At 37.7% G+C, this 3,755-nt stretch carries 5 protein-coding genes; 4 read left to right on the forward strand and 1 reads right to left on the reverse strand.

The features are described 5' to 3' along the window. A partial coding sequence (locus AC3G7N_RS20360) for an isocitrate lyase/phosphoenolpyruvate mutase family protein (RefSeq protein ID WP_489423994.1) occupies positions 1–538 on the reverse strand: 538 nt, incomplete at its 3' end. Positions 539–757: 219 nt separating this feature from the next. On the opposite strand from AC3G7N_RS20360, the gene AC3G7N_RS20365 reads away from it, so the two are divergent. The 4 genes from AC3G7N_RS20365 to AC3G7N_RS20380 all read left to right on the forward strand — a co-directional run bounded on the left by AC3G7N_RS20365 (position 758) and on the right by AC3G7N_RS20380 (position 3,421). Beyond that, entirely contained in the window at positions 758–1,207 is a 450-nt protein-coding gene (locus AC3G7N_RS20365; RefSeq protein WP_489423995.1) for a MarR family winged helix-turn-helix transcriptional regulator, read from the forward strand. A gap of 54 nt (positions 1,208–1,261) precedes the next feature. Further along, positions 1,262–2,320 carry an NAD(P)-binding domain-containing protein gene (locus tag AC3G7N_RS20370; RefSeq protein ID WP_489423996.1) on the forward strand — a complete coding sequence of 353 codons (1,059 nt, stop codon included), beginning with the start codon at positions 1,262–1,264 and terminating at the stop codon, positions 2,318–2,320. Positions 2,321–2,367: 47 nt separating this feature from the next. Beyond that, a complete protein-coding gene (locus tag AC3G7N_RS20375) occupies positions 2,368–2,925 on the forward strand; it encodes an NAD(P)H-dependent oxidoreductase (RefSeq protein ID WP_489423997.1) in 558 nt (185 codons plus the stop codon). 67 nt (positions 2,926–2,992) lie between these two features. Next, entirely contained in the window at positions 2,993–3,421 is a 429-nt protein-coding gene (locus AC3G7N_RS20380; protein WP_489423998.1) for an ArsI/CadI family heavy metal resistance metalloenzyme, read from the forward strand. Positions 3,422–3,755 lie beyond the last annotated feature (334 nt).

Consider the following 3,755-nt stretch of genomic DNA (forward strand, 5'->3'; position numbering starts at 1 on the left):
CAGCATAGACTTCAGCTTTATTTAGCGCTTCCTTTACTAAATCAATAGAGTGCTTCTCTTCTTTAAAAAATACGTCTGTTCTTGCATTAACAAATATATTGGTGTTTAAAGATGTAGTAACATGCTTTAGGGTTTGAATCCTTTCTGCTTGTTCATTAACATTCCATAACTCATAAGTATGGGAGTGGCTTTTTTTATCTTCAAAATTAATCCCTGAAATACCTGTAGTAAAAAGAGATTGAGCATTATTGTAGAGTGTTTCTAGAGAATCTGCATATAACCCTTCTGCATCAATGGAAACAGGTACATTAGAATTATGAATTAGTTGCTGAGAAAACCAAACTAAATTTTCAAAAGGTAATTTTTCACCATCTGCGCATCCCCAGGCATCAGCAATCGCATAACTGCTAGTCGCTAACGCTTTGACTCCTTTACCCTCAATAATTTTTGCAGACATTACATCCCAACAATTAAAGAGGTATAACACATCCTCTTGATAATGTAGTTCTTTAAAAGTTTGAAATTGATTTTTTGTCATTTTTAATTCCTCTTTTCCAATTTTTGATACCATTATAATAACAAACCCTTACATTTTAGAAACCAGAAAAATTAACACCAATTTTTTAGTTTCCATCTCAAAAACGATGCTTTTTGACAGTAGCAACAACATGAAAAAACACCTTACAAAAAATAGGTGAGTTAAATACTTGCAAATTGCAAATAATTAGTATATAAATATTTTATGAGGTGAAATTTCATGGAAAATACACGCGAATTATTTCAAACTATGACTCGTCGCTTTGGTTTTCTTAATAAAAGTTGCTGTTCAGTAGGTGGAGTAGATATTTCATTAATACAAAGTCATATTCTTTATGAAATTGACCGCATGCATAAACCTTCCGTCCAGCAAGTTGCAGAGGCATTGGGTACAGACATCACGACCTTTAGCCGACAAGTCCAATCGTTAATCAAGATGAATCTAGTGAAAAAGACACCCGATCCGGATGACCGAAGAGTCAACATTCTCTCTTTGACGACGGAAGGGAAATATGTGGCAACAACAATTGACCATCAAATGAATTCTTATTTAAATGAAGTATTTTCTCATATGAATGAATTTGAAAAAGATACGGTCATTCGCTCCATCAAGCTGTTGAACGAGTCGATGGCGAAATCTAGCTTATGCTGTACTATCCCAAAGGGGTAATTTATTTCCCTTATTATTTGCAAAGTGCAAATAAATTAAAAGGTGGGATTTAAGTTGAAAGGAATATTGGATTCCGTTGTAATCGGAGGAGGGCAAGCCGGTCTTGCATCAGGATATCATTTGCAAAAGAAAGGGCTACAATTTCTGATTCTAGAAGCGAGTGGGCAGGCAACAGGCTCTTGGCCTCACTATTATGACAGTTTGAAATTGTTTTCTCCGGCACGTTTTTCGTCGTTACCTGGCATGCAATTCCCGGGACCCCCTGATCATTATCCGTCGAGAGATGAAGTAATTCGTTACTTGCAAGATTACATGAAACAATTTCAGTTGCCGGTTATTACAAATCAGCGAGTTGAGTCTGTAGAGAAGGACGGTGAATTGTTTAGAATTCGAACGATCTCTGGGGACACATTTCAGACCAGAACCATCATCAATGCGATCGGTTCTTTTCACAGTCCATTTAGCCCTGTAATAAAGGGACAACAGACATTCAAGGGCCATGTCCTACATTCTTCTACGTATCGGAATCCGGAACCTTTTATCGATCAAAGGGTTGTGGTTGTGGGGCGTAGGAATTCCGCCGTTCAAATTGCCATTGAACTGGCTGAATTAAGCAGAACGTCTTTAGCTGTACGAAAGCCCGTTCAACTCGTGAAACAACGGATATGGGGGCAAGATTTACATTTTTGGATTAGAGTAATCGGCTTAGACACCTTCCCATTTTGGAGATTTGGCAAAAAGGCACCAAGTCCAGATGGGGCTGCCGATTTAGGTGAATACAAGGTACGACTAACTGAGGAAAAACCGGATCAACTCCCCATGTTCACATCCTTTTACACTGATGGTGTGATCTGGTCGGACGGAAAAAGGGAGCCAGTGGATACGGTCATCTTTGCGACTGGGTATCGTCTCAATCTTTCCTATCTTAACCCTATTGGGGCATTGGACTCCGAAGGGAATCCATTACAGGTAGCAGGCGTAAGTACGTCGGTCCCTGGTATCTATTATGTCGGTTTGGAAGGTCAGCGTTCATTTTCTTCTGCCACATTAAGGGGGGTGGGACCAGACGCTCAATTTGTTGTTAGAAAGCTAATCCTGCATTTGAGAAATTGAATGTTTATTTTATCCCAAATCAACGATTTTGATAAAGGAGGGATTTCATGAAAATACTTGTCTTGATTGATCATCCTAACATAAAAAAATCTCGAGTAAACGCAAGATGGATGCAGAAGCTTGAACACGAGAAGGAAGTAACCGTGCATAATCTTTACGATTGGTATCCAGACGAGCGAATTGACGTGAAGCGAGAACAGGAGTTGTTACTTTCACACGAACGAATCGTATTTCAGTTCCCGTTCTATTGGTACAGTACGCCACCCCTGCTAAAAAAGTGGATGGATAAAGTTTTGTTGTACGGTTGGGCATATGGGCCAGGTGGTAAAGCATTACATGGGAAAGAATTGGTGTTAGCCATTTCGATTGGAGGATCAGAGCAATCGTATCGAGCCGGCGGTACCAATCAATACACAATTAGTGAATTGACAAAGCCTATACAGGCGACGGCGAATTTGACAGGAATGCATTTTTTACCTCATTTTGTAAAGTATGGATCTGTCTCAGCCGAACAGGAAGTAATCAACAAAAGCGCTGAAGCTTATGTCAAGCATATTACCAATGAAGGGCTAAACCCACAAGTTCGTCTCCGTAATCAAGCATAAGCTCAAATATTTTGATGAAGTTCGTAAATTTTTCATTAAACCATATTACTATTAAGGAGGAATTTAGATGTTAAATATACATGTTGGATTAAACGTAACAAATTTGGAGAATAGCATTAAGTTTTATACAAAAATATTTGGTGTTAATCCTGTAAAAGTAAAAGAAGGTTATGCAAAGTTTTTACTGGAACAACCAGGATTAAACTTTACCTTAAATAAAAGTAACAAAGTAGAAGGAAATCAAGTTGGACATTTTGGTTTTCAATTGGAGACAGCAGAAGAAGTATTATTGCATAAAGAAAGACTTGAAAAAGAAGGTTTCTTTGCAAGAGATGAAATGGATACAACTTGTTGCTATGCGGTTCAAGATAAATTTTGGGTAACAGATCCAGATAAGAATGAGTGGGAGTTTTTCTATACGAAGGCAGATGCAGAAGTTCATTCTAGTACAACATCTACACCGATTATCACATCAAGCACTTGTTGCAATGACTAGCAAGCCTAGTTATTCCTTTTAAAGGGCACAACTGATGGAGAATTTGATATAGTCATTTGTGTAATTTCCAAAGTGACCAATTTTTACAATCCGGATATGAACACTCTCTTTTATATCTTTCACTTGAAGGGTCAAAATATCGGAAACCCGCAGTACCGTATTGATACCGAACAAAAACTCCACAAACTCCATTTCATATCATTAATTTTTTCTTTGGTTCATAACGGTTGAACATTATAAGATGTTTTTGGCTCTTTCATAATGTCATTTTAAAAGACAATCCCTGACAAGATACTTTTTTGAATGTAGGAAAAGATACCTTTTCTTACATTCA

The organism is Virgibacillus carmonensis, assembly GCF_057836705.1.

Bases quoted from the DNA above. Each gene is read 5' to 3' on its own strand.
- AC3G7N_RS20365 (WP_489423995.1), top strand. From the start codon at position 758: ATGGAAAATACACGCGAATTATTTCAAACTATGACTCGTCGCTTTGGT.
- AC3G7N_RS20375 (WP_489423997.1), top strand. From the start codon at position 2,368: ATGAAAATACTTGTCTTGATTGATCATCCTAACATAAAAAAATCTCGA.
- AC3G7N_RS20380 (WP_489423998.1), top strand. From the start codon at position 2,993: ATGTTAAATATACATGTTGGATTAAACGTAACAAATTTGGAGAATAGC.